At 39.7% G+C, this 26305-nt stretch carries 17 protein-coding genes and 5 tRNA genes; 3 read left to right on the forward strand and 19 right to left on the reverse strand.

Annotated elements, in window-relative coordinates:
- Positions 1-305: 305 nt before the first annotated feature.
- The 15 genes from rpoC to QE382_RS20350 all read right to left on the reverse strand — a co-directional run bounded on the left by rpoC (position 306) and on the right by QE382_RS20350 (position 15462).
- Positions 306-4583: a DNA-directed RNA polymerase subunit beta' gene (gene rpoC / locus QE382_RS20280; protein WP_307187518.1), complete on the reverse strand. Its 4278-nt coding sequence runs from the start codon at positions 4581-4583 to the stop codon at positions 306-308.
- Positions 4584-4654: 71 nt separating this feature from the next.
- A complete protein-coding gene (rpoB, locus tag QE382_RS20285) occupies positions 4655-8464 on the reverse strand; it encodes a DNA-directed RNA polymerase subunit beta (RefSeq protein ID WP_307187519.1) in 3810 nt (1269 codons plus the stop codon).
- Positions 8465-8632: 168 nt separating this feature from the next.
- On the reverse strand, positions 8633-9010 hold the full coding sequence (gene rplL, locus QE382_RS20290; protein ID WP_002992785.1) for a 50S ribosomal protein L7/L12: 378 nt from the start codon (positions 9008-9010) through the stop codon (positions 8633-8635).
- Positions 9011-9088: 78 nt separating this feature from the next.
- Entirely contained in the window at positions 9089-9607 is a 519-nt protein-coding gene (gene rplJ / locus QE382_RS20295; protein ID WP_294184174.1) for a 50S ribosomal protein L10, read from the reverse strand.
- Between the two features lie 2 nt (positions 9608-9609).
- Positions 9610-10308 (reverse strand): 50S ribosomal protein L1, encoded by a 699-nt coding sequence (rplA, locus tag QE382_RS20300; protein WP_046672240.1) that lies wholly within the window; start codon positions 10306-10308, stop codon positions 9610-9612.
- A 22-nt stretch (positions 10309-10330) separates the two neighbouring features.
- Complete coding sequence (rplK, locus tag QE382_RS20305; RefSeq protein WP_209582311.1) at positions 10331-10774, reverse strand: 50S ribosomal protein L11; 444 nt, start codon at positions 10772-10774, stop codon at positions 10331-10333.
- Between the two features lie 267 nt (positions 10775-11041).
- Positions 11042-12649, reverse strand: coding sequence for a S41 family peptidase (locus QE382_RS20310; protein WP_307187521.1), 1608 nt, complete (start codon positions 12647-12649; stop codon positions 11042-11044).
- A gap of 69 nt (positions 12650-12718) precedes the next feature.
- Positions 12719-13264: a transcription termination/antitermination protein NusG gene (gene nusG / locus QE382_RS20315; RefSeq protein ID WP_209582306.1), complete on the reverse strand. Its 546-nt coding sequence runs from the start codon at positions 13262-13264 to the stop codon at positions 12719-12721.
- Positions 13265-13284: 20 nt separating this feature from the next.
- Positions 13285-13479 (reverse strand): preprotein translocase subunit SecE, encoded by a 195-nt coding sequence (gene secE / locus QE382_RS20320; protein ID WP_028072657.1) that lies wholly within the window; start codon positions 13477-13479, stop codon positions 13285-13287.
- 23 nt (positions 13480-13502) lie between these two features.
- A tRNA-Trp gene (locus QE382_RS20325) sits at positions 13503-13573 on the reverse strand.
- 163 nt (positions 13574-13736) lie between these two features.
- Positions 13737-14921 (reverse strand): elongation factor Tu, encoded by a 1185-nt coding sequence (gene tuf, locus QE382_RS20330; protein ID WP_075991174.1) that lies wholly within the window; start codon positions 14919-14921, stop codon positions 13737-13739.
- A gap of 72 nt (positions 14922-14993) precedes the next feature.
- Positions 14994-15065 (reverse strand) — tRNA-Thr (locus QE382_RS20335).
- Between the two features lie 95 nt (positions 15066-15160).
- Positions 15161-15233 (reverse strand) — tRNA-Gly (locus QE382_RS20340).
- A 49-nt stretch (positions 15234-15282) separates the two neighbouring features.
- Positions 15283-15363, reverse strand: a tRNA-Tyr gene (locus tag QE382_RS20345).
- 26 nt (positions 15364-15389) lie between these two features.
- A tRNA-Thr gene (locus QE382_RS20350) sits at positions 15390-15462 on the reverse strand.
- A 326-nt stretch (positions 15463-15788) separates the two neighbouring features.
- On the opposite strand from QE382_RS20350, the gene QE382_RS20355 reads away from it, so the two are divergent.
- Positions 15789-16952, forward strand: coding sequence for a BamA/TamA family outer membrane protein (locus QE382_RS20355; RefSeq protein ID WP_307187522.1), 1164 nt, complete (start codon positions 15789-15791; stop codon positions 16950-16952).
- A gap of 181 nt (positions 16953-17133) precedes the next feature.
- Here the strand turns inward: QE382_RS20355 and QE382_RS20360 are convergent, their stop codons facing one another.
- From QE382_RS20360 to QE382_RS20375, 4 genes are all read right to left on the reverse strand, one after another.
- The gene (locus QE382_RS20360; RefSeq protein ID WP_307187523.1) at positions 17134-17661 is read right to left on the reverse strand and encodes a hypothetical protein; all 528 of its coding nucleotides are present in this window, start codon (positions 17659-17661) and stop codon (positions 17134-17136) included.
- Positions 17662-17776: 115 nt separating this feature from the next.
- Positions 17777-19096, reverse strand: a complete 1320-nt coding sequence (locus tag QE382_RS20365; RefSeq protein ID WP_307187524.1) for a sensor histidine kinase — start codon at positions 19094-19096, stop codon at positions 17777-17779.
- 3 nt (positions 19097-19099) lie between these two features.
- Positions 19100-20461, reverse strand: coding sequence for a sigma-54-dependent transcriptional regulator (locus QE382_RS20370; RefSeq protein ID WP_307187525.1), 1362 nt, complete (start codon positions 20459-20461; stop codon positions 19100-19102).
- A 101-nt stretch (positions 20462-20562) separates the two neighbouring features.
- Positions 20563-21945: a TolC family protein gene (locus QE382_RS20375; protein ID WP_307187526.1), complete on the reverse strand. Its 1383-nt coding sequence runs from the start codon at positions 21943-21945 to the stop codon at positions 20563-20565.
- A gap of 631 nt (positions 21946-22576) precedes the next feature.
- Here QE382_RS20375 and QE382_RS20380 point away from each other — a divergent pair.
- Positions 22577-23830, forward strand: coding sequence for an efflux RND transporter periplasmic adaptor subunit (locus tag QE382_RS20380; protein WP_293956500.1), 1254 nt, complete (start codon positions 22577-22579; stop codon positions 23828-23830).
- A 27-nt stretch (positions 23831-23857) separates the two neighbouring features.
- A complete protein-coding gene (locus QE382_RS20385; protein WP_307187527.1) occupies positions 23858-26224 on the forward strand; it encodes an ABC transporter permease in 2367 nt (788 codons plus the stop codon).
- Positions 26225-26305: the final 81 nt, after the last annotated feature.

Raw genomic sequence — 26305 nt, forward strand, 5'->3', positions numbered from 1 at the left:
GTAACATTGTGAGATTATTTCATAAAAAGCCCTGAAAGGAAGTAAATAAGGGCGGCAAACACACAGCCCAAAATCAAATAAAGACCTCCATTTCCGAGCAATTAGCAGATGCGGGTAAGGGAAATTATCACCGCTAGAAAACATTTCAGTGGTACAATTCTCCACAATGATGAAAAAATCACACCCCATCCCCTTTACTGATCCCTAATGATTAGGAGAAAATATAGTATACTCCGGAGTTACATAAAACAAAAAAGGGTCCAAGTATACACTTGGACCCTTTATATAAAATAATCGATTAACGATTAATCTTCTTCTTTCGAAGCCAACAATTGATCGTACTCTTCGCGAGAACCTACGATTAAGTTGCTGTATTGACGAATACCTGTACCAGAAGGAATCAAGTGACCAACAATTACATTTTCTTTCAAACCTAATAAGTTATCACGTTTACCCGCGATAGCAGCCTCGTTCAACACTTTTGTAGTCTCTTGGAAAGAGGCTGCGGAGATGAACGATTTTGTACCCAATGAAGCTCTGGTAATACCTTGTAACAATGGACTTGACGTTGCCGGAATTGCCTCACGAACTTCAACAAGTTTTAAGTCACGACGTTTCAAACTAGAGTTCTCTTCTCTTAATCCACGTAAAGAAACAATTTGTCCAGGACGTAGCGTATTGGAGTCTCCAGCATCAACAACGACCTTTTTATCAAACAAGGAATCATTTTCTTCCATGAAATCCCATTTGTTAACGGCTTCTTTTTCTAAGAAACGAGTATCCCCTGGATCCTCAATATTAACTTTTTGCATCATCTGGTGAACGATCGTTTCAAAGTGTTTATCGTTGATCTTCACACCTTGTAGACGGTATACCTCTTGGATACCATTCACAATGTAATGTTGTACCGCTGAAGGACCTTTTATCGACAAGATATCCGCTGGAGAGATCGAACCATCCGACAATGGCATACCAGCTTTCACAAAGTCATTATCCTGAACCAGGATATGTTTAGAAAGAGGTACCAAGTATTTCTTGATTTGACCATCACGAGACTCGATAGACATCTCACGGTTACCACGTTTTACGCCACCTAATGTTACCACACCGTCAATTTCTGTAACAACAGCAGGGTTAGATGGGTTACGTGCTTCGAATAACTCCGTTACACGTGGTAAACCACCCGTGATATCTCGCGTTTTACCTGTAGAACGAGGAATCTTAACTAAGATACCGCCTTCTTTCACAGTGACACCATTAGCAACAGAAACGTGTGCTCCAACTGGAATGTTGTACGTACGAATAACTTCTCCAGATTTATCTAAAATCTTGATAGATGGGTTTTTCGTTTTATCACGTGTCTCAATAATTACCTTCTCTTTGTGACCAGTCTGCTCATCCGATTCTTCACGGAAGGTAACACCTTCGATGATAGCATCAAATTCAACCTTACCGGCAAATTCAGAAATAATGACCGCATTATATGGATCCCACTCTACCAATTTATCACCTTTTGATACCGCGGCACCATCTTCAACGAATAACTGCGAACCGTAAGGAATATTTTGCTGGAAAACAATTTTATTATGTGCATCAATGATTTTGACCTCACCAGAACGGCCTAAGACCACTTGATGCGTGCCATTATCGTTTGTTTGCGAAACTGTACGAACATTTTCAAATTCGATTTTACCATCGTATTTCGAAATAATACTTGAATCAGCAGCAATGTTCGATGCCGTACCACCCACGTGGAATGTACGAAGTGTCAACTGTGTACCTGGCTCACCAATTGATTGCGCGGCGATAACACCTACAGCTTCACCTAACTGAACACGCTTACCTGACGCCAAGTTGCGTCCGTAACAACAAGCACAAACACCACGCTTAGACTCACAAGTTAATACCGTACGGATCTCAATCCCTTCGATACCTGCTTTTTCAATAGTTTCAGCAATCTCTTCCGTGATGTCTTCGTTTGCAGAAACAATCAATTCCTCTGTATCTGGGTGGAATACATCATGCAATGGTGTACGACCCAAAATACGATCGAATAATGGCTCAACAACATCATCATTATCTTTTAATGCTGTTGTATAAATACCACGTAAACCACCACAATCTTGTTCCACAACGATCATATCTTGCGCTACGTCATGTAAACGACGCGTCAAGTAACCCGCATCAGCCGTCTTCAATGCTGTATCGGCAAGACCTTTACGCGCACCGTGGGTAGAGATAAAGTACTCCAATACCGACAAACCTTCTTTAAAGTTTGATAGGATCGGGTTTTCAATAATCTCACCACCAGAAGTACCTGATTTTTGAGGTTTCGCCATCAGACCACGCATACCGCATAACTGACGGATCTGCTCTTTCGAACCCCGGGCTCCAGAATCCAACATCATATAAACTGAGTTGAAACCTTGGTTATCATTCGAAAGAATATCCATAACGTGTGCCGTCAACCTGTTGTTGATACGCGTCCAGATATCGATGATCTGATTGTAACGTTCGTTGTTTGTAATGAAACCCATGTTATAGTTGTTCATTACTTCTTCAACTTCGTTTGTAGCTTGTTGGATCAACTCAGCTTTCGCAGCAGGAATGTTCAAATCTTCCAAGTTGAACGAAAGACCACCTTTGAAGGCTGTTTGATAACCCAATTCTTTCATATCATCCAAGAACTGTGCTGCACGAGCCATACCCGTAGTCTTCACAATCTCACCGATGATATTACGCAACGATTTTTTAGTAAGCAATTCATTGACAAAACCCATTTCATCAGGAACAACTTGGTTGAAGATTACACGACCTACAGTTGTTTCTAACAAAGTATCAACGATGCTACCATCTTTTTGTCTCACTTTTGTTTTGACCTTAATCCAAGCGTGAAGATCAATTTGCTTCTCATTTAAAGCGATGATAACCTCTTCAGCCGAATAGAAAGTCATATCTTGACCTCTCACGATATGATCGCCAGCAGTTCTACGGCCTTTAGTAATGTAGTAAAGACCCAATACCATGTCTTGAGATGGTACTGTGATTGGAGAACCATTCGCAGGGTTTAAGATATTGTGCGCGCCTAGCATCAAGATTTGGGCTTCCAAAACTGCAGCATTACCAAGCGGTAAGTGGACTGCCATCTGGTCACCGTCAAAATCGGCGTTGAACGCTGTACACACTAATGGGTGTAATTGAATAGCTTTACCCTCTACCAATGTAGGTTGGAAAGCCTGAATACCCAAACGGTGAAGCGTAGGTGCACGGTTTAGCAATACAGGGTGACCTTTCAATACATTTTCAAGGATATCCCATACCACAGGATCTTTACGATCCACAATTTTCTTAGCTGATTTTACTGTTTTTACAATACCACGCTCGATCATCTTACGGATGATAAATGGTTTGTAAAGTTCAGCAGCCATATCTTTAGGAAGACCACACTCGTGTAATTTCAAGTGAGGACCTACAACAATTACCGAACGAGCCGAATAATCCACACGCTTACCTAACAAGTTTTGACGGAAACGACCTTGTTTACCTTTCAAAATATCAGATAAAGACTTCAATGCACGGTTACCTTCTGTCTTAACAGCGTTCACTTTACGTGAGTTGTCAAACAAAGAGTCTACCGCTTCTTGAAGCATACGTTTTTCGTTACGTAAGATTACTTCAGGAGCTTTGATTTCGATCAAACGTTTTAGACGGTTGTTACGAATAATCACACGACGGTATAAGTCATTCAAATCCGAAGTCGCAAAACGACCACCATCCAAAGGTACCAAAGGACGCAATTCAGGTGGGATGATTGGAACGATTTTCACAATCATCCATTCTGGACGATTCTCGATATTTTCACGTGAACTACGGAAAGCTTCAACCACATGAAGGCGTTTCAACGCTTCATTTTTACGTTGTTGCGAAGTCTCATTAGCAGCTTGGTGACGTAAGTCGTATGACAATTGATCCAAATCAATACGCTTCAACAAATCCTCTAACGCCTCAGCACCCATCTTAGCAACGAATTTTTGAGGATCGTTATCGTCTAAATATTGATTTTCTTTTGGTAAGGTATCTAAAATATCTAAATATTCTTCTTCAGTCAAGAAGTCCATAAAGTTGATACCATCTTCTTCCTTAATACCAGCTTGGATAACCACATAACGTTCGTAGTAAATGATCATATCCAATTTCTTGGTAGGAAGTCCCAATAAATAACCAATTTTATTAGGAAGAGAACGGAAGTACCAGATGTGTGCAACAGGAACTACCAAATTAATGTGTCCCATACGCTCACGACGTACTTTTTTCTCAGTTACTTCAACACCACAACGGTCACATACGATACCTTTATATCGGATACGTTTGTATTTACCACAGTGACATTCGTAGTCCTTTACGGGACCAAAAATACGCTCACAGAATAAACCATCACGTTCTGGTTTGTAGGTACGATAGTTAATCGTTTCCGGTTTTGTAACTTCACCACTTGAGCGTTCCAGAATAGTTTCTGGAGAAGCCAAGCTGATCGTAATCGATGTGAAGTTGCTTTTAATTTTATTATCTTTTTTGTAAGACATACTTATTCAAAAGTTAAAGCTTTATAAAGAAGCTTTGAAGGATTGAGCCCTTCAAAGCCCTATTTGCTTAATTAATCCAATGTGATATCTAGACCCAATCCACGTAACTCATGTACCAATACGTTGAACGATTCTGGTACCGATGGTGTCGGAAGGTTGTTACCTTTTACGATAGCCTCGTACGTTTTGGCACGACCAACCACGTCATCCGATTTCACAGTCAAGATTTCTTGAAGGATGTTAGATGCACCGAAAGCTTCCAATGCCCAAACCTCCATCTCACCGAAACGTTGACCACCGAATTGTGCTTTACCACCAAGAGGTTGTTGCGTGATCAATGAGTACGGACCGATTGAACGTGCGTGCATTTTATCATCCACCATGTGACCTAATTTCAACATGTAGATTACACCCACTGTCGTTGGTTGATCGAAACGGTCACCCGTCAATCCGTTATACAAATATGTACGTCCAGATTTTGGTAAACCAGCTTTCGCAACCCAATCCTGTACTTGATCCATTTCAGCACCGTCAAAGATAGGTGTAGCAAATTTCACCCCTAATTTCTGACCTGCCCAACCCAATACGGTTTCGTAGATCTGTCCCAAGTTCATCCGTGAAGGTACCCCTAGTGGGTTCAACACGATATCAACTGGTGTGCCATCTTCCAAGAAAGGCATATCCTCATCACGTACGATACGTGCAACGATACCTTTGTTACCGTGACGACCGGCCATCTTATCCCCTACTTTCAACTTACGTTTTTTAGCAACGTAAACTTTAGCCATCTGCACAATTCCTGATGGAAGCTCATCACCGACAGATACTGCAAATTTATCACGTTTGAACGAACCAAGCTCTTCATTAATCTTAATGTTATAATTATGAAGGGCCATTTTGATCAACTCATTTTTATCTTCGTCAGTTGTCCATCCCATCGGGTTGATGTTGTTGTAATCTAATTCAGCCAAGATTTTCTGTGTAAACTTAGCACCTTTAGCCACCAACAACTCTTTATATACGTTGTAAACACCTTGGCTTGTTTTACCATTCACTATCGTGAATAATTTTTCCACCAAACGTTCTTTCAACGATTTAACAGCTCTATCGTGAGCAACTTCAAGTTTCTCTAACGTCTTACGTTCAACCTCTTTAGACATTTTCTTCGCACGCGAGAATAACTTCGTATCGATAACAACACCTTTTAATGAAGGCGGAGTTTTCAATGAAGCATCTTTCACATCACCAGCTTTGTCACCAAAGATTGCACGTAATAATTTCTCTTCTGGAGAAGGATCAGACTCACCTTTAGGTGTAATTTTACCAATTAAGATATCACCGCCACCAACTTCAGCACCAATACGGATAATACCGTTTTCGTCCAAGTCTTTTGTCGCTTCTTCAGATACGTTAGGAATATCAGCCGTTAACTCTTCTTCGCCACGTTTTGTATCACGAACTTCAAGTTCGAATTCTTCAATGTGAAGAGAAGTAAACCAATCTTCTTTCGCTACACGCTCAGAAATTACAATCGCATCCTCAAAGTTATATCCTTGCCAAGGCATGAATGCCACTTTTAAGTTACGGCCCAATGCCAATTCACCATTTTCAGTTGCATAACCTTCACACAATACCTGTCCTGGTTCAACTCGTTGACCTTTCTTAACGATAGGCTTCAAGTTCATACATGTATTTTGGTTGGTTTTCTTGAACTTGATCAATTTATACGTTTTGACATCATCATCAAATGATACAAGACGATCATCGTCGTTTCTGTCATAACGGATCTTAATTTCATCAGCATCTACATACTCCACTACCCCGTGCCCCTCAGCATTGACCAACGTACGTGAATCTTTTGCCACACGCCCCTCGAGACCAGTACCTACGATAGGCGCTTGTGGACGCAATACAGGCACAGCCTGACGTTGCATGTTTGATCCCATCAAAGCACGGTTGGCATCATCATGTTCCAAGAAAGGAATCAACGAAGCCGCAATAGATGTAATTTGATTAGGAGCAACGTCCATATAATCGAGCATATTAGGCTCGATAATTGGGAAGTCACCCTCATATCTGGCTTTCACTTTCGCATCTTCGAAATTACCTTTGTCATCATACAAAGCATTCGCTTGTGCGATTGTTTTACCATCTTCATCCTCAGCAGATAAATATACGACTGGCTCGTCAACCACAACAACCCCATCTTTTACCTTACGGTAAGGAGTCTCGATAAATCCTAAGTGGTTAATTTTCGCATGTACAGCCAATGAGGAGATCAAACCGATGTTTGGACCCTCTGGAGTTTCAATTGTACAAAGACGACCGTAGTGTGTATAGTGAACGTCACGAACCTCGAAACCCGCACGCTCACGAGAAAGACCACCTGGACCTAAGGCTGACAAACGACGCTTGTGCGTAATTTCAGCAAGAGGGTTAGTTTGGTCCATGAACTGAGATAACTGGTTTGTACCGAAGAACGAATTGATTACGGACGAAAGTGTACGTGCATTAATCAAATCAGTCGGCGTAAACACTTCATTATCACGAATGTTCATACGCTCACGGATTGTACGAGCCATACGAGATAGACCAACACCAAACTGCGCATATAATTGTTCGCCTACAGTACGTACACGACGGTTCGACAAGTGGTCAATATCATCAACCTCTGCTTTAGAGTTGATCAAATTGATCAAATACTTTACAATTGCAATGATATCCTCACGGGTTAATACTTTCGTATCCTCCGGAGTATCCAACTTCAACTTACGGTTGATACGGTAACGACCTACATCGCCCAAATCATAACGCTTGTCAGAGAAGAATAAACGGTCGATGATACCACGCGCAGTTTCCTCATCTGGTGGTTCAGCGTTACGTAATTGACGATAGATATGTTCTACCGCCTCTTTCTCCGAGTTGGACGTATCTTTTTGTAAAGTGTTATATATAATAGAATAGTCAGCATTGTTAGACTCATCGTCTTTCGCTAAGATAATAGACTTAACGCCAGCTTCGATAATAAAATCAATGTGATCATCTTCTAGAACAGTTTCACGCTCAAGGATAATTTCATTACGGTCGATGGATACTACTTCACCAGTATCTTCATCCACGAAATCTTCTACCCATTTTTTCAATACCCTAGCCGCAAGACGGCGACCAACATATTTTTTAAGACCAGATTTACTAACTTTTACTTCATCCGCCAAATCGAACAATTCCAAGATATCTTTATCCGAATCGTATCCGATAGCACGCAATAAGGTAGTAACTGGGAATTTCTTTTTACGGTCGATATAAGCATACATGACATTGTTAACGTCAGTCGCAAATTCGATCCAAGATCCTTTGAAAGGAATTACCCTTGCAGAATAAAGTTTAGTACCATTTGTGTGTCTACTTTGACCAAAGAAAACGCCTGGTGAACGGTGTAATTGCGATACGATAACACGCTCTGCACCATTTACCACGAAAGTACCTTTAGGAGTCATATAAGGGATAGTCCCTAGATATACATCCTGAACAATAGTTTCGAAATCTTCGTGTTCTTCATCATTACAAGATAACTTTAACTTAGCCTTTAAAGGAACGCTATAAGTCAAGCCGCGCTCGATACACTCTTGGATATCATAACGTGGTGGATCAATGAAATAATCCAAAAACTCTAGCACAAAAATGTTTCTTGAATCAGAAATAGGGAAGTTTTCCGAGAATACCTTGAACAGCCCTTCCTGATGGCGGTTGTCAGAAGTAGTTTCTAATTGAAAAAACTCCTTGAAAGATTCCAATTGCACATCTAAGAAATCTGGATATTCCAATACTTTCTTACTTGTTGCAAAGTTTATTCTTTCTTGTTGAATATTATTGTTTGCCAAGGGAATATGAATTTTAGTTTTAAAAAAACTGCGCTTACACTTATGCTGTAAACCACGTGTCCACTGTGCCCAGCATATACACAGCATAGTGGCGTATTGATATAAATAGGAATAGACTCTGACGAAAAATCGTCAGAGTCTAAACCTTTTCGGGCTAATTAGTTGAGATTATTTAATCTCAACAACAGCACCAGCTTCTTCTAATTGTTTTTTCAAAGCTTCTGCTTCGTCTTTAGATACACCAGCTTTTAATTCTTTAGGTGCTCCGTCAACTAAATCTTTAGCTTCTTTCAAGCCTAATCCAGCTAAATCTTTAACCAATTTAACTACAGCTAATTTTTGACCACCAGCTTCTTTCAAGATAACGTCAAATGAAGTTTTCTCTTCTGCAGCAGCAGCACCACCTTCAGCTGGAGCAGCAGCTACAGCAACAGCAGCAGCAGCAGGCTCGATGCCATACTCGTCTTTTAAGATATCAGCTAATTCTTTAACTTCTTTTACTGTTAAGTTAACTAACTGTTCAGCAAGTTGTTTTAAATCTGCCATTTTATTTTGAATTTTTGAATGTACTTTATAAAAATTGTTAATTAAATTGTAACGAATGTTTCTGTTCTAGAGGACTCGTTAACCTCTTTCTTCTAAAGCTTTTACTAAACCTGCAACCGTATTTCCTCCTGATTGAAGAGCTGAAATAACATTTTTCGCAGGAGATTCCAAGGCTGCGATAACGTCCGCAATAAGCTCGTTTTTGGATTTAAGATTAACTAATGCAGTTAATTGATTATCTCCAACGAATGCTGTTGCTTCAATGAAAGCCGCTTTTAACAACGGTTTTTCATTAGTTTTACGCAATTCTTTGATTAATTTCGCAGGCGCATTAGCGACTTCTGAAAACATCATTGTAGACGCACCTTTAAGCGTTCCAAAAATATCTTCTTCATCAACACCAGCTTCGATTAATGCTTTCTTGATTAAAGTGTTTTTTACAGCTTTAATCTCGATGCCTTGTTCAAAACATTTACGACGAATGTTATTCACTTTTTCAACGGACAACTCAGCAGTATCGGTAATGTAGAAGTTACCGTAAGATTTAATCTGTTCGGCCAAAGCTTGAACAATTTCTTGTTTTTCTTCTTTTCTCATGATTAAATACCTGCTACTGATTTAGTCTCAATATGAATACCAGGACTCATAGTTGAGGAAATGTGAATACTTTTAAAGTAAGTTCCTTTAGCTGCAGATGGTTTCAAACGAGCTAGAGTTTGTAATACCTCTAGTGCGTTATCATATATCTTATCTGCATCGAACGACGCTTTACCAATAGAAGTATGGATGATACCGGTTTTGTCAACTTTGAAATCGATCTTACCACCTTTTACATCTGTTACAGCTTTACCAACTTCTGTTGTAACTGTACCAGTTTTAGGGTTAGGCATCAAGTTTCTTGGACCTAAAATACGACCCAATTTACCAACTTTAGCCATAACACTAGGCATAGTAATAATGATATCAACGTCAGTCCAACCACCTTCAATTTTGCTGATGTAATCATCTAAACCTACGTAGTCTGCACCTGCCGCTTTAGCTTCTTCTTCCTTATCAGGAGTACATAAAACTAAAACACGAACAGTTTTACCAGTACCGTGAGGTAATGTTGCAATACCACGAACCATTTGATTTGCTTTACGAGGATCTACGCCCAAACGAACGTCGATATCCACAGAAGCATCAAATTTGGTCAATGAGATTTCTTTAACTAAAGCCGAAGCTTCTTTCAAAGAGTATGCTTTACCAGCTTCAATTTTGGATAGTGCCGCTTTTTGATTTTTTGTTAATCTAGCCACTTTTCTTAAATTGATTTCTTAATTAATTGTTCCAAGGAGCATTACCTGACACGGTAATACCCATACTACGTGCTGTACCCGCTACCATTTTCATAGCAGACTCTACAGTAAATGCATTTAAATCAGGCATTTTATCTTTAGCGATGGTCTCAACTTGTTCCCAAGTGATAGCCGCAACTTTTTTACGGTTAGGCTCGCCAGATCCACTTTTTAATTTAGCAGCGTCTTTCAACTGAACCGCTACCGGTGGAGTCTTGATGATAAAATCAAATGATTTATCAGCGTAAACTGTAATGACAACAGGCAATACTTGACCTGGTTTGTCTTGCGTACGAGCGTTAAACTGCTTACAGAAATCCATGATATTCACACCTTTAGCACCCAATGCAGGTCCTACTGGAGGTGAAGGATTCGCAGCTCCGCCCTTAACTTGTAATTTTACTAACGCACTGACTTCTTTTGCCATTTTGTTTTGAATTTAATTTTGTTAAATGTCTGTTAGTAAGTTGGAAGCAAATAACGTAACATTCATCGGCCAGGACGTAACACCCCAACCGAGGTGCAAAGTTAATAAGAAGATTTGAATCCTGCAAGTATCTAACTTTTAATTTTTCAGGAATTTATGTTTTTTTTATCCCTACCTAGATCCGACATCCTATTACAAAAAAATAATCTTAGCACTTTTCTAAAAATTAAGGCTAAAAAAATCGGTTTTAACGAAGTCACATCAGCTCTACTGCCTTTTAATAATCTTCAACACCTTATCCAATACCGGATCTTTCCCTTTGAATACATCATCAACATTTCGTACAATGGAAACATCCGGCATAACACCCCGTCCAGCTTCGCTTACATGATAATAAGGCTTCACGTCCATTAAGCCAAAGCGCCACCTTAAATGGGAGTTTGGCAGTTTCAGTACAGGAAGAACTCCTGCAACAGTACCACTAGCAGCCCCGCCAGTCTCTTCACCAAAGAAAACAGCACGTTTCCCAACTTTCAGATTTGTAGCAATCAAACTCGCTGCAGAAAAAGTCCCGCCATCGATCAATACAAATAAATCACCGCGATAGCGATTCGCCTTTGATTTTTCAATTTTGCTTCCCGTAAGATGGGTATAATTTATCCCATCTTTGGAAAACGTCTTTGCCCAAGATACTACAGCACTTGGTATAATAAATGGTGATAAAACGGGATAAGACCAGCCTGGCAATCCTTTTACCTGATAAAACGGCAAGTTGAACTTTGAGCTGATCACTGCCGGCTGAACAAACTGGAATTTATCCGCTTTTACAAGATAGCTATATAGTTCACGAACATCGGACAAACGTCCGCCCAGATTGCCACGAAGATCCAAGATCAGGTATTGAACCGAATTAAGCTCCAGTCGATCAAAAATCCTTCTATAGGCTTCTTTTGGACGCCCATAGGAAAAATCGACCACCTTCAATAAAGCAATACTGCTATCGCCTTTGGCAGGGAAAGAGAGCTGTTTGCTCATTCTTTTTAGATTGGTATTATAGCCGAATATCTTGCGCTGCTTTTTCGTATCGGACTTCTTTTCTATTGGCTTATCGCTCTTTTCCGAAGGCTTTTTATTCGGTTTTTCCTTAGCCGCACGGCTTGTTCCGACCTTTCCCTTCTGTTCAGGTGCTTCAAATCTTCTGACAACAAACCGCTCATACGTACTATCAGCACGAGAAAACACCACAGCAATAGAATCTCGATACCCCAATTCCAATTGGTAATACCGCGGTAATAAACGTTCAAAAGCCTGATCTATAAATGTTGTATTATACCCATCCGAGGTAAAGGTTGGGCGATATTTTGTGTACAAATTTTGTGGCTGTATCCCTTCAATAGCTAGAATTTTTGAACCGACAATCAGCGTTGAATCTGCCGTTCCATTTTTTGAAAGATACAATGTATTTTCTTGCCAATGAAATCCCAATTGTGAGAAGGGGCCCTTACTTTTTTGGTAACGTACTTTATCCTTACCTTTCGGGTCAAATTTGGAAATAAGTGGGCTTAAGGTCATATGTCCCTGCCGAACTTGAGACAGAACAGCTGCTAATGCCAGCTGAAACTGGTTGGGCAGTAAGGGATGACGGATCGTAGAACGGAGGCTATCAAACTTAGTCTTTAATTGATCTTCCCCTATATACAAAAAAAGGTCCGGATGCATTTTCCATAAGTTACGCTCAACATAGTTGATATCCTGCAGCATAGCTTTGACGGACAGTGGAGTCTGAATAAATCGATTATACTTCGCTACACTTGTACAGCTTATCAATGTAAAGAAGTATAACAATAGAAATAGATAAATTACTGACTTTTTCATCGGCAGTAAGATACAAAAAAAGCCTTCCAATTTTCATGAAAAGCTTTTCTCTATCGTTAATTACTAATTTTACTCTTTTTCTACTTGCATGTAGTTTAGTTCAAGTGGCGTCTTACGACCGAAGACTTTCACCATCACGATTAATTTCTTTTTATCTTCGTGGACTTCTTCGATTTCTCCGGTAAATCCATTGAAAGGACCATCATTCACTTTGACTGTTTCACCCACGTAATAAGGAACATTAATGGTTTCACCTTGCTCTGCCATTTCATCCACCTTACCCAGGATACGATTTACCTCTGCTTGGCGTAAAGGGACAGCGTTACCAGCTTTATCGCCCAAGAAACCAATTACACTATTGATATTTTTAATCACGTGCTCTAACTCACCATCAAGTGCGGCTTCTAATAATACATAACCAGGATAATAGTTACGCTCTTTAGCAACTTTCTTACCATCGCGCATCAAGTAGTATTTTTCCATTGGAATCAACACTTGAGGAATCAAGTGTTCAATACCTAAACGGCTAACCTCGGCATCAATATATTGCTTTACTTTCTTTTCTTTACCACTTACAGCACGAACTACGTACCACTTTAAACCTTGATCTGCCATAAATAAATACGATTGAAAAATTAAGAAGCAATACCGTACAAGAATTCTAACCCTACACTTGAAGCTTTATCCATTACAAAGACGACCAATGCAATAAGAAGAGAAGCAACAAGTACAATAACAGCTGAACTTTGTAACTGAGACCATGTAGGCCAAGTCACTTTCTCAGTGATCTCTACATAAGAGTCTTTAAAAAAATCAAGTACTTTTGCCATTTTAGTTTATCTGTTTTTATAAGCACGGGCACCAGGACTCGAACCCAGACCAAAGGTTTTGGAGACCTTCGTTCTACCTTTAAACTATGCCCGTGTATTTCTTATTTTGTGATGCAAATATAGTGTTTTAAACCCCTTTCTGCAAATCTTTTTTCACTTTTTTTTATTCTAATCCGATAAATCGCTTATCGAAAAAATAAGCTAATCAACCTGAGTCGATTAGCTTATCTTATTTGATTCTAAATCTTAATTTAAGACTAGATAATTTCAGTTACCTGACCAGCACCTACTGTACGACCACCTTCACGGATAGCGAACCGTAGACCTTTTTCCATTGCAATCGCAGAAATTAATTTCACGCTGATTGTAACGTTATCACCTGGCATAACCATTTCAGTACCTTCTGGTAAAGAGATCTCTCCAGTTACGTCAGTTGTACGGAAATAGAATTGAGGACGGTATTTGTTGAAGAATGGAGTGTGACGACCACCTTCAGCTTTTGACAATACGTAAACCTCTGCTTTGAAATGATCGTGAGGAGTTACTGAACCTGGTTTACAGATAACCATACCACGTTTGATATCAGTTTTCTCAATACCACGTAACAATAAACCTACGTTATCACCAGCCTCACCGTAATCTAAGATTTTACGGAACATCTCAACACCTGTTACTGTAGATTTCAAGTTCTCAGCACCCATACCTAAGATCTCAACTGGATCACCAGAGTTAATTACACCTCTTTCGATACGACCTGTAGCAACTGTACCACGACCTGTGATCGAGAATACGTCCTCTACTGGCATCAAGAAAGGTAAGTCTGTCAAACGTGGAGGAATTGGAATGTAGTTATCTACAGCATCCATTAATTCCATGATTTTCTCAACCCACTCAGGCTCACCATTCAATGCACCTAAAGCAGAACCTTTGATTACAGGGATATCATCACCAGGGAATTCGTAGAATGATAATAACTCACGAACTTCCATTTCAACTAAGTCTAACAACTCAGGATCATCAACTAAGTCAGTTTTGTTCATGAATACTACTAACGCAGGAACACCTACTTGGCGAGCCAACAAGATGTGCTCACGAGTTTGAGGCATAGGACCATCAGTCGCAGCAACTACGATGATAGCACCGTCCATTTGAGCAGCACCAGTTACCATGTTCTTAACGTAGTCAGCGTGACCTGGACAGTCAACGTGTGCATAGTGACGGTTAGCTGTAGAATATTCTACGTGTGCAGTATTGATTGTGATACCACGCTCTTTTTCTTCAGGAGCAGAGTCAATTGAATCAAATGAACGAGCTTCTGACAAACCTTTATCAGCCAATACTTTAGTGATAGCAGCTGTAGTTGTAGTTTTACCGTGGTCAACGTGACCGATAGTACCAATGTTTAAGTGTGGTTTACTACGGTCAAATTTCTCTTTTGCCATGTTTATGCGAATTAGTAATTATAAATTATTTCTATTTGTTATATACTCTTGCTTAACTTTTACACAAGTACGAGCCAAAGATGGGATTTGAACCCACGACCTCTTCCTTACCAAGGAAGTGCTCTACCCCTGAGCTACTTCGGCTTACTAAAAAACCTTATTTACGTATTAATGCCCCCACCTTTAGATACATTATTATCAAAGAAGATAGAGACTAAATTTAATACTTGAAAAATTTGAGCGGAAGACGAGGTTCGAACTCGCGACCTATAGCTTGGAAGGCTATCGCTCTACCAACTGAGCTACTTCCGCTTAACAATCAGAAATTAGAATAATCTAATCATCTAATTAAAAAAAAGTGTGGAGGGAGAAGGATTCGAACCTTCGAAGCCGAAGCAACGGATTTACAGTCCGTCCCATTTGACCGCTCTGGAACCCCTCCAGACCTGTAACTTTCGTTACATTTAGAGCCTCTTATCGGAATCGAACCAATGACCTACTGATTACAAGTCAGTTGCTCTACCAGCTGAGCTAAAGAGGCTTCTAATATCTTTTTTAAAACTTACATTCTATCAACGTCTGATCAAGCATTTCTACCTTTTCAGCGAGTGCAAATATCGAATTTACTTTTGATTTCTGCAAGTTTATTTTTTATTTTTTTTCATTTAAAGAACTAAGCAAACTTTCGTTGTTTTGAACCGTTGTTCCCTTGTTTGCTGATGCAAAGATAGACACAAAACTCACTTTACAAAAATAATTATCAAAAAAAAACCACACTTTTTATCAATGACACTGATATGCAGCACAATAATTTTTCTTTGCTTATTTGCCTGTTTTGGTTATTTACCTAATATACTATCTTTGGGCATGCAAATTTTACCGCAATCACTTTCTAAACTTATCCCATACTCGACACTTGTCACGGTACTTTTGATGGGATCAGGTGAATTGAAAGCTCAAAATATTATTCAAAAATTGAGTAAAAAATTTCTTTCTTCCGAAAGAGATTCCACGCGTTCCGGCAGTTTTATGGTTTTGCCGGCAATTGGTTATGCGCAGGAAACAGGTGTGGAATATGGCCTGGCCAGCACCTATAATTTTTATCTGGACAAATCTGATCCCAAAATACGTACCTCCACGGTCATGGCTATGGGAACTTTCACATCCAACAGCCAATCGAACTTTAAACTGCAGACAGATTTTTGGACTAAAAACAACGACTACCATTTGATCAGTGAAATACGTTACCGAAACTGGCCGTTTAACTATTATGGCTTGGGTATGGACACTTGGAAAATAGATGAAGAACGTATCGATCAAAAATTATTTCGCGTCAAACTCGAAGCTGAGAAAAAAATCAGCAACAACCTCTATTCGGGCATCAACATTCAATACGACAACTTCACCATTCGCAGCGACAGCGCCGATCGCATCTTCAATCATTCCGATCTTATTGGAAAAGATGGCGGACAACAACTCCTGATCGGGGTATCGCAATTATTTGATAATAGGAACAACGTATCTTATACCACAAAAGGTTATTATGCCAAATTACGCTTGGCCTATGCTCCCAAATTATGGACCAGTGCTGATTTTACAGGGGCAAACCTCGATGTGGATCTCCGTGGCTTTATTCCCCTGCACAACCAAGTCACACTGGCCCTACAAGGAATCTTTCGTTCCACATTTGGAAAAACCGTCCCATTTTACAATTACCGTGAGCTCGGTGGAGATATGATGATGCGCGGTTATTACCTCGGACGTTATCGCGACAAGAATTATCTTGCCTCACAGGCTGAATTGCGTTACCGCTTTCATCCACGCTTTGGTATCGTTGGTTTTTCAGGACTAGGATCCACCTTCTCTAAAGAAAATAGCAGTCGATATGTTGCAAGCTATGGCGGTGGCTTACGTTACTTCTTTAGTCTGGAGCACAACAGCAGTATTCGCTTCGATTATTCCTTTGGCGAACAACGACCTGGAGAAAAGCGACAATCGGGATTCTATTTATCCTTAAGTGAAGCTTTTTAATGAAAAAAGAGCATCGATAACTTAGATATTATCAATGCTCTTTTTTATTATTACCGGATCACTCACCTGTTCTTATCCATTCTACTTTCCAATCGCGTCAGGTTTTAAAATTAGTTCAGTCGCCTAAAGAACACGATGATTATAGTTCAAATGTTTGTCAAAATAATAGACGCAAAACAGCCTAAAATCTTATCAGAAAATTCTCCTTGCGCTGCTCCTTCCGAAAGAAAACCAAACCCATGCGGTACAAATCAATCGTCACCACAACCCGCTCATCTTTTTTGATCTCATCCCAGTAGGCCTCCCTGCTCTCCGACCGATGTGGTTCGTTTATAATTAACATATCGCGGTCCTGGATATCGTTCAAAAAATTCAATTCAAGATTATCCCGATCAATGTAATAGATATGCCGATAAGCATAACGCCCACATTGCTGTTGCAGAAGATTTGCGTAGCCATCCTGAGGCTCGTTGGCCCAATAACTAAATTGATCGTAGATAAATGCTTTTAATAACCTATTGACCAATGCGTATTTCTTCTGCTCCACTTTATTTGCTTTCCGTATCGGGTCAGGTAATGCCGATATGTTGTCAATAAGTTCTTTCCGATAGATTACTTCATCAACCAATTTATACACAAAAGGCGAATGGGTCCCATGGCGACTATGGGATAAAAAATAATGCCGCCAATACTTTAGCCGATAGTTCATTTCGCTGCAAACATCGCTAAATTTTATGATTTTTCACATGGAACATCACGGTTTATTTAGACAATCGGCAGGACTGCTCAACCCAAAAAAGAATTTTGGCACTAGATAAAAAGTACTAAAACTGGAGTACAAAAACACTCCCCTGCCCTTCGGCGCTGTTCAGAAAAATGGTCCCCTTATGCAACAGCATAATCTGCTTACTTAAAGTCAAACCCACACCTGTACCCGTTTTCTTTGTTGTAAAAAATGGCGTAAAAATCTGTTCCTGAAGATCGGCAGGAATCCCTGCCCCGTTATCTTCAATCCGAATCTGCACCTTGCCGTCTACTTCAAGAGCAGATAAACTAATATAGGCGTCTTCCCTATTTTTAACCGCATCTATTGCATTCAACATTAAGTTGATAATAACCTGCTCGATCAAATTAACATCGGCAGATAAGATTAGCCGTGTATTTTTCAGAATAATATCAACATCAATATTTTTTTGGATCAAGGTTGGTTCAAGCAGCTGATAGATATGTTCAAATAACTGGGAAATTTGAATAGGCGCTAGCTGAGGCTGATCGACCTTATTGATCATACGATAACTCTTCGCAAAATGTAAAAGTCCTTCGCTACGGCGTTTGATGGTGGAAATACCTGTTTTTAGATCATCAATATCTTCCGCCCCTTTAAAATGGTCCAAACGACCGTTTAAGGTTTCAGCAAGTGAGCTGATTGGAGCGATGGAATTCATGATTTCATGTGTCAGTACACGTAATAACTTGTGCCATGCCTTTGTCTCGGTCTCATCAATTGCTTCATTGATATTTTGGTATACCACAATGCGAAACAAAGCATCCTGTGTCTCAAAGCTTGAGCTCTGAATCAATAGCTTTATTTTTCCTTTACTTGACTGAACGGACTCCATCTGCTGCTGTCCGTTTTCAAGTAACATGGTTTTTTCATAAAGATCGGTGTTTTTTTTCTTCAGCCCTGCGATGTTTCCGAGATGTGGTAAATGGAATAGTTGTTTAAATGCATCATTGACCCACATCACCTTTCCACTATCCCTTTCATAGAAGATGATCGCAGAATTCAACATATTGATTACACGATCCAAGTACTGATGCTGAATTTCCTGTTTGATGCTGATATCTTTATAGGTTTCGTTAATCTGATTAAAAGCAAGGAAAAGCTTTCCTTCCACAGATTGGGTATTTTTCACCAAGAAACGTCTTGTAAAATCACGATATTTGACGGCTTCAGAAAATTCAATCAATTGACGCGCTAAAAAATTATATTGTGCATATAAATTAAAACCGAGATAAAGCATGACGCAAAAGATCAAGGCAGCCTGCACATATTCGCGCTTTAGTAACAGATAAGCACTTAGAAGAGCCGCGATCAGCAGTACTACAATCTTAATCGCATTTAGAATTTTTCCGTGCCGCATCGACTAAATATCATATTTTTCCAAGCGTCTATAAAGTGCCGCCCTCGTAAGCCCCAATTCTTTCGCTGCTTTACTAATATTACCATTATAACGCTCAATCGCTGATTTGATCGCTTTCCGTTCAAGTTCTTCTAAATTTTGACTGCCAGGACTAGATTCAACGATACGGCTCTCCATTGGCTGTTCAATTGGCGAGAAAAAAAGATCGTTACCAGCGATACTAAGCTGGTCGGCCATAATAACAGCGCGCTCAATACTGTATTGTAGTTCGCGTACATTTCCTGGGAAATGGTATGCGGTCATCTTCTTAACCGCATCCGACTCAAAACCTTCAATCCTTTTATTGTATTTTTTTGAATAGATATCGAGAAAATGATCAGCCAATAACTTGATATCCTCTCCTCGTTCACGCAAGGGCGGTACCTGAATTTCAACGGTATTGATCCGATAAATTAAGTCTTTTCGAAAACGGCTTTCATCTGCAAGTTGTTTCAATGGAACATTGGTTGCGGAGATCAAGCGTATATCCACCGATATTGGTTGATAGGAACCCAACGGCGTCACTTGTCTATTCTGCAGTACAGTTAACAGTTTAGCTTGTTGCTGCAAAGAGATATTGCCAATTTCATCGAGGAACAATGTCCCGCCATTCGCCGCTTCGAACCGCCCTTGACGGTCTTCACGTGCATCCGTAAATGCGCCCTTCTTATAGCCAAAAAGCTCGCTTTCAAACAATGATTCTGTCAGCGCCCCGACATCAACCTTAACATAAGTCCGATCGGAACGCAGTGATCTTCGCTGAATGGCTTGAGCAATCAGGTCTTTCCCGGTCCCATTTTCACCTAATATTAATATATTGGCATCTGTAGGTGCAATTTTCTCTAATTTATATTGCAGTTCGTCCATCACAATGGAATTACCAATCAAATCAGGACTGCTCACACTACTGAGCAAGGAATTTTTACTTTTCTTTTCTTTATTTTTTGATTCGGCAAGCGCGCTTTCGATCGTTGTCAATAGTTGCTCATTTTCCCAAGGTTTCACCACAAAATCTGATGCTCCTTGTTTCAGCGATTTTACAGCGAGATCAACAGCTCCATAAGCGGTTATCATAATGACATGTACCTGTGGAAACTTTTCTTTGATCCGCGACAACCAGTATAATCCCTCATTGCCGGTATTAATCGTACTTTTAAAATTCATATCTAAAAGCACCAGATCATAAGGTATCTTCTCCAAATGTGCGATAAGATTCTCCGGATTAGGCTCGACCTGAATATGGCTGACTTTAGGTTTAAGCAAGATTCTCGCTGCCGTTAGTAAGTCCTGATCATCGTCAACCACTAAAATTGATGCTTTTTTCATCTTTTTAAATTATGATTTTCTTTATTTTAATGGAATTAAAGAACTTGCCAAACGCTATGTGATTTTTCCATGTCTGCTAAAATATGAAGATACTAAGATAACTATAAATTCAACGAGCCTGCATAATAATCATTGATATATTTTTGCAGTAGCCATTCATACTGCTTGACGACCAACTGAATCTGGCTGTTGTCGAATTTATTTTTCGCCGTCAAAAAAATCACTGAATTACTGTTTCCCAATTCGAAAACTACCTTGGCAATACGAAAAGATTCCGCGTAGTTTTCATTTTGACTACGCAATTGTGTAATCATGTTACTTGCATTCTGCAAGTTAAAAACAGCATTGGAGGTCGCCGACCGCAAAACATTTTGCTGGATCTCTTTTTGAAATCTAGCCGTCTGCAGATCTAATTTTGCCAAGCGCACGTTGTTATAAACTTGCAAATGATTAAAAATCGGAACAGAAAGATTGAGCGATATATACTTTCCTACGTTATTACGCAGTTGTGACCAATACGTCCCTTGAATCCCCAATTTCGAATAATTTGAGCCTAAACCGGCGCTCAGACTCAAGGATGGATAATAGTATGATTTCGCAATCTTAATATCCCGCTCCGCCACTTTGATCCGATAGTTCAGTGCCTGTATATCGGGCAATTGATCAATAGCCATTTCATAGAGCTGTTTCGCGTCCAGTCGTTGCCCGCTCTCTTTTATTCCAAGATTCTCCAATTGGCCCAATTGATTTTCATCCATATTGAGTAAGGCTGCAAGCTTCACACGACTACTATATAGTAACTGACGATTATTTTCAATCGTATTGACATCATTTGCCAGTTGTCCTTTTAAATCAAAGTAATCTCCAGGATTAATTGCACCTTCCTTATGCATACTCTCCGCACGTCTGACCTGTTCTCGGGTTACTTCAGTCTGCATTTCCGATTGCCGCAATATATCCTGAGCAGTTAAACTTTGAATATAAGCAGTAATAACATCCAGTTTTAAGGCATTAATCTGTGTATCAAAAGTCAATTTACCGGCGGTCTTCGCGTCGGCGCGCATCCGTATATCGTGAAATAAGCGAAACCCTCTAAATATGGGCAGGCTTGCGCCTAAAGAAAAATTCCCTGTCGAATTGTTTGATGAAATATATTGAAGGGTCGAATTATCCTGAGATCTTCCAGATGTCAGACTATGCTGTAGGCTTGCATCTACATCGGGCAATCTATTCGCTTTAGCCTGGGCTAAATTCACCTCCGCACGCTTCACATCGAGTTCATTCTGTAATAAGGTTGGATTGGCCTTTATAGCCAACTGTATACATTCAGCTAAACTCCGTTTGGAAATTTGCTTATCGTCAGTGCTTATTATCGTTGTTGTTTGCGTCACTTTTTCTGGTGGCCGCCGCTCAGTCTGCTGCGCCTCGGTCTTGGCATAACTCAATAAAAAGCATAATGTAGTATATATATAGACTCTCTTCATATCCATTTTTTATTTTGTTGCTGACCATCCCCATGCCAAACAAATAAAGCACTAAATATCAAAATGATATAAAAAGTGAATTTTGAAAAATGTTCGTTAATGAACAGTCGGTGTGCGTAGTTGGACAATCAAAATTCACAAGCGTATCAATAGGTACATGATGGATATCAAGTTCGCCTTTTACTCGTTTATTCTACGGATATCAATCGGTACTTTCTCGGAGTTTATTCGGTTACAACCGAACAAGCTCCGAAGGAACACCGAATAAGTACCGAACAAGCATCGAACAAAGTCCGAATATGGTATGACTCGGGTGGGAATGTGCGATACTAAAATTGGTTTCAAAACGCAATAATATCATTGAAAATATTGCATCTTTTGATCAAATCGAGCGAGAAAATCATCGGATGAAATTTTACTCAATTAAACACAACCTGTAGTTAGATTTGTTTTTTGCTCAAACCGTTTCAGTTAGCACCATCGACAAAAAAGAGGCCGTTGTACGCCTTCGTACAAGAAGTGTCCGCTATCGAACACCTAACTTAAAACTAGACAAAATAAGTATATATCAATCAATAGATTACATTATTGGCACAGCTTTCATAGTTACATACAAAATTGATATTAAATTATGGACAGACCTTTAGAAAAGAAGAAGTGGAATAGCAAACGTATCATGACTATTGTGGGGGTTGCTGGCTTAGTTGGATTGATCAGCGCCAGCTTCTATTTTACCTCCGGCAAAAGCAAACTGAATGTTGAAGCTGACCGCATCTCTATTGTCGAAATAAAAAATGGAAACTTTCAAGAATTTATACCGATAAATGGCACCGTGCTTCCTATTAGTAGTATATACCTCGATGCTTCTGTTGGCGGACGCGTAGAAGAAAAATTTGTAGAAGACGGGGCTATCTTAAACAAAGGGGATGCAATCATGCGTCTTTCCAATACCGATCAGGAGCTTACTTTAGTACAACAGGAAACGCAAGTGTTAAATCTATTGACACAGTCCCAGATTGCCCAAACCAATGCACAACAAGCTTCTATTAACAACCGCAACCAAATGGCTGATGTGGAACAAGCCTATAGAGAAGCAGAACGTGTCTATAACCTCAATAAAAAATTACTTGCTGAAAAAGCCATTGGAACACAAGAGTTCGAAAAATCAAAGAACGAATATAACTATCAAAAAGAGCGGGTCAACTTGACCAAACAGATTCTAAAACAGGACGAGATCTCTAATGCGCAAAAAACTAATCAGGACAAACAAACCTACCAACGTACGCAGAGCGCATTGGAACTGATGAAAAGAAAAATTGGTGACTTAATTGTTAGGGCACCCGTTGATGGACAGTTGACTTCCTTCGATGCAGAAATTGGACAAAACAAAAATGCAGGTGAACGATTGGGACAAATCGACGTTTTAACCGGGTTTAAAGTTCGCGCTGATATTGATGAACACTATATCAACCGAATTTTCCCTGATTTACAGGGAGAGTTTGCTATCGGCGATAAAACCTACAAACTCCGTATTAAAAAAGTGTATACACAAGTTACCAATGGTCGTTTCCAAGTTGACATGGAATTTATCAATGATGTTCCCAAAGGGATCCGTCGTGGACAAACTTTGCAAATACGTCTAGCGTTAAGTGACGAGACAAAAGCATTATTACTGGCAAAAGGAGGATTCTATCAACAGACCGGCGGTAACTGGATCTTCAAATTGGATAAAAATGGAAGCACAGCATATCGTGTAGATATCCAACTTGGAAGACAGAATCCCGAATATTATGAAGTCATCAAAGGTCTACAACCTGGAGATAAGGTTATCGTATCGAGCTATGAGACCTACGATAAGGTGCAAGAGCTAAATATTAAAAAGTAACATCACTTTTATCATACGACCATAATTATGATTAAAAACTTTATTAAAACCGCACTTCGCAACCTTTGGAAAACCAAAGGTTACAGCTTTCTTAATATTTTCGGATTGGCGGTCGGAATCGCTGCGGCATCGTTGATTTTTTTATGGGTTGAAAATCAGTTGAATTTCAACGATAATTTCGCCAACAAAAAGGATATCTACATTGTCAAATCAAAACAGACTTATGATGGAGCTACCTATGTTTTTGAATCTACCCCAGGACCTTTTGCCCAAAGCATCGCGAAAGAAATCCCAGGCATCAAGCATGCAGTACGCATAAGCTGGAATTCGCCAATGCTGTTTTCCGTCGGAGACAATAATATATTTCAAAATGGTGTATATGCCGATGGAAGCATCGCTGATATGCTATCCCTTGCATTTCTTGAAGGTGATCGAAAGACTGCCTTTGATCAAGTCAATAACATTGTATTATCAGAAACTGCAGCGAAGAAATTATTTGGCAGCCGTCCTGCCTTGGGAAAAACCGTCAAAACAAACAATAGTGAGCCATTTATTATTACGGGGGTAATCAAGGACCTCCCCAAAAATAGCAGCTATGATTTTCAATGGCTCATCCCTTTCAAAAAATTTGAAGCAGGTCAGGATTTTCTAAAAAATTGGGGGAACAATAGTGTTCAAACGCTAGTGCAGGTCGAAGATAATGCCAACGTCAATCAGATTAACAAGCAGATGATGGATTTCGTCAAACACAAAACCAATGGTGAAGTCACTTTCTCACAGAATTTTCTCTATCCGATGGAACGTTGGATTACCTACAATCAGTTTGATAACAGTGGTATTGAAAAAGAAGGTGGTATTAAGAATATACGTCTATTTACCTTTATCGCTTGGGTTGTTCTATTAATTGCCTGCATAAATTTTATGAATCTCGCAACAGCAAGATCAGAAAAAAGAGCAAAAGAAGTGGGTATGCGCAAAGTGGTTGGTGCAAGTCGCAAATCGCTCATTATGCAATTCTTGGGAGAATCCCTTGTTTTGGCAATTATTTCCTCTCTTGTTGCTATATTACTAATCTATATCTTCATCGGGCCGTTCAACAGCATGATAGGCCAGGATCTTGAGGTTAATCTTTTAGCCCCCTCACACCTGCTATTTTTAACGACAATAACCTTAGCATGTGGATTATTTGCAGGTAGCTATCCCGCATTTTTCCTTTCGGCATTCAAGCCGCTTTCAACGATCAAAGGGGCAAAACAGAAGGCCGGTAGCGGAAGTCTCATCCGTAAAGGGTTGGTCATCCTACAATATACAGCCTCAGTTGTGTTAATTATCTGTACCATTATCATCTACCAACAGATTCAGCACAACAAGAACAGGGATCTCGGATTTGATAAGAGTCAGGTATTAACAACAGCACTACAAGGTGATATGGCCAAACATCTCCCACTGATTAAAAATCAATTATTGGCAACAGGAGTTGTGCAAGAAGTCGGTGTCAGTGACATGAGTATCCTCAATATCAACTCCAATACGTCGGGTTTTAGCTGGGATGGAAAAGATCCAAATGCCAGTATTTTGATTGGCATGTTACGTTCTGACGAGGGTCTTATTCCTGCTTTGGATCTAAAGCTTTTTGACGGCAGAAACTTCCATCAAAATTTTGTAGGTGACACCACCTCGGTTATCATCAATGAAGCATTTGCAAAACTGATCAAAAAAGATGGCCTTGTAGCCGGTAAGACAATCAGTTACGGTGAGGAAAAGTTCACCATCGCCGGTGTCGTCAAGAACTTCGTTTATAACAATGTGTATGCCGATCCTGAGCCGATGCTATTTCTACCAATGAATAGAGATAATGGCATCATGACCATTAGGACAAAGGCTGGAGTAGATTTACCAGATACCATTCAACAAATCGAGAAGGTCATCGTCAAAAATAACCCTGGCTTCCCTTTTGACTATAAATTTTTAGATGATAGTTTCAATAGTAAGTTTAAAGCTGAGCTTTTTGTACAGCAACTATCCAGTGTATTTGCACTGATGTCCATCATTATATCCTGCTTAGGTCTATTTGGTTTAGCCGCCTTTGCAACAGAGCAACGCGCAAAAGAAATCAGCATCCGTAAAGTCTTGGGAGCCTCTGTTTCGGGACTTATTCAAATGCTCAACCGTGAATTTGTCATTCTTGTAGCAATATCATGTATCATTGCCTTTCCTATTGCGTGGATGATCATGAGCAAATGGCTAACTAATTATGCACATCATATCGATATTTCCTGGACCATTTTTATCATCAGTGGTCTGACAGCTATTACCATTGCCCTATTGACCATCAGTTCACAGGCCTTTAAAGCAGCGATAGCCAATCCGACGAAGACTTTAAGAGATCAATAAACAATTAAATAAATAGAATTTAATAACAGAAATAATAACTGTTCAAGGCAATATCGCCAAGGACCCAAAACATAAAAACCA

It is taken from the genome of Sphingobacterium zeae (assembly GCF_030818895.1).
GTDB lineage: Bacteria > Bacteroidota > Bacteroidia > Sphingobacteriales > Sphingobacteriaceae > Sphingobacterium > Sphingobacterium zeae.

Excerpts from the sequence above, each read along its gene's own strand:
- rpoC (WP_307187518.1), bottom strand. The coding sequence starts at position 4,583 with ATGTCTTACAAAAAAGATAATAAAATTAAAAGCAACTTCACATCGATT.
- rplL (WP_002992785.1), bottom strand. The coding sequence starts at position 9,010 with ATGGCAGATTTAAAACAACTTGCTGAACAGTTAGTTAACTTAACAGTA.
- rplJ (WP_294184174.1), bottom strand. The coding sequence starts at position 9,607 with ATGAGAAAAGAAGAAAAACAAGAAATTGTTCAAGCTTTGGCCGAACAG.
- rplK (WP_209582311.1), bottom strand. The coding sequence starts at position 10,774 with ATGGCAAAAGAAGTCAGTGCGTTAGTAAAATTACAAGTTAAGGGCGGA.
- QE382_RS20310 (WP_307187521.1), bottom strand. The coding sequence starts at position 12,649 with ATGAAAAAGTCAGTAATTTATCTATTTCTATTGTTATACTTCTTTACA.
- nusG (WP_209582306.1), bottom strand. The coding sequence starts at position 13,264 with ATGGCAGATCAAGGTTTAAAGTGGTACGTAGTTCGTGCTGTAAGTGGT.
- secE (WP_028072657.1), bottom strand. The coding sequence starts at position 13,479 with ATGGCAAAAGTACTTGATTTTTTTAAAGACTCTTATGTAGAGATCACT.
- tuf (WP_075991174.1), bottom strand. The coding sequence starts at position 14,921 with ATGGCAAAAGAGAAATTTGACCGTAGTAAACCACACTTAAACATTGGT.
- QE382_RS20355 (WP_307187522.1), top strand. The coding sequence starts at position 15,789 with ATGCAAATTTTACCGCAATCACTTTCTAAACTTATCCCATACTCGACA.
- QE382_RS20360 (WP_307187523.1), bottom strand. The coding sequence starts at position 17,661 with ATGAACTATCGGCTAAAGTATTGGCGGCATTATTTTTTATCCCATAGT.
- QE382_RS20365 (WP_307187524.1), bottom strand. The coding sequence starts at position 19,096 with ATGCGGCACGGAAAAATTCTAAATGCGATTAAGATTGTAGTACTGCTG.
- QE382_RS20370 (WP_307187525.1), bottom strand. The coding sequence starts at position 20,461 with ATGAAAAAAGCATCAATTTTAGTGGTTGACGATGATCAGGACTTACTA.
- QE382_RS20375 (WP_307187526.1), bottom strand. The coding sequence starts at position 21,945 with ATGAAGAGAGTCTATATATATACTACATTATGCTTTTTATTGAGTTAT.
- QE382_RS20380 (WP_293956500.1), top strand. The coding sequence starts at position 22,577 with ATGGACAGACCTTTAGAAAAGAAGAAGTGGAATAGCAAACGTATCATG.
- QE382_RS20385 (WP_307187527.1), top strand. The coding sequence starts at position 23,858 with ATGATTAAAAACTTTATTAAAACCGCACTTCGCAACCTTTGGAAAACC.